Raw genomic sequence first — 662 nt, forward strand, 5'->3', positions numbered from 1 at the left:
CGCGCTGCGCGCATTCGCGGACTCGCTGCGCGACGACGAGCCGGAATTGCGGGTCACCACGATATATCCGGGCCGCACCGACACGACCATGCAGCGTGAACTGGTCGCGTTCGAAGGCGGCGAGTACGACGCCGCCAACTTCCTGCGGCCCGGATATATCGTGGTGACCCGCAATTCCGGCTCGTCGTCGCGCAGCGAGTCCGCGAATGCGCGCAGCGCGAACTTGCTGGCCGAATAGGACGCCATGCCCGGCGAGACTTTGCGCCCCGCCCCGGAGTTGACGAATACCACCTGACCGCGGGCGCCCCGCAGTGCCGGCAACAGCGCCAACGTAAGAGCCACCGCGCCAAAGACATTCACGTCGAAGGTGGCGCGCCACTCCTCGACACCCGACTCGGCGACGTGGCCCGGGATCGAGACTCCGGCGTTGTGCACCAGCACGTCGAGAGCATCCACGATTTCGCAACTGGATTCGATCCCGTCGGCATCGGTCAGGTCCAATGGAAACGTTGTCGCGTCGAGGCGCTCCGCGACGGCATCCAGGCGATCAGAGGGCCGACCGGCCAAGAGCAGCGTGTGCGTCGGCGCCAGCGCGGTGGCGATGGCAGAACCGATACCGCCGCCGGCCCCGGTGATGAGAGCAGTTGGCATGCAGCCAGGCT

Annotated in this window: 1 protein-coding gene; it reads right to left on the reverse strand. The window is 67.1% G+C overall.

Features of this window, described 5'->3' with window-relative positions; translation table 11 throughout:
- On the reverse strand, positions 1–651 hold a 651-nt coding region (locus A5745_RS21110), incomplete at its 3' end, for an SDR family oxidoreductase (RefSeq protein ID WP_139329715.1).
- Positions 652–662 lie beyond the last annotated feature (11 nt).

The sequence above is a fragment of the Mycobacterium sp. IS-2888 genome, from assembly GCF_001954215.1.
Taxonomy (GTDB): Bacteria; Actinomycetota; Actinomycetes; order Mycobacteriales; family Mycobacteriaceae; genus Mycobacterium.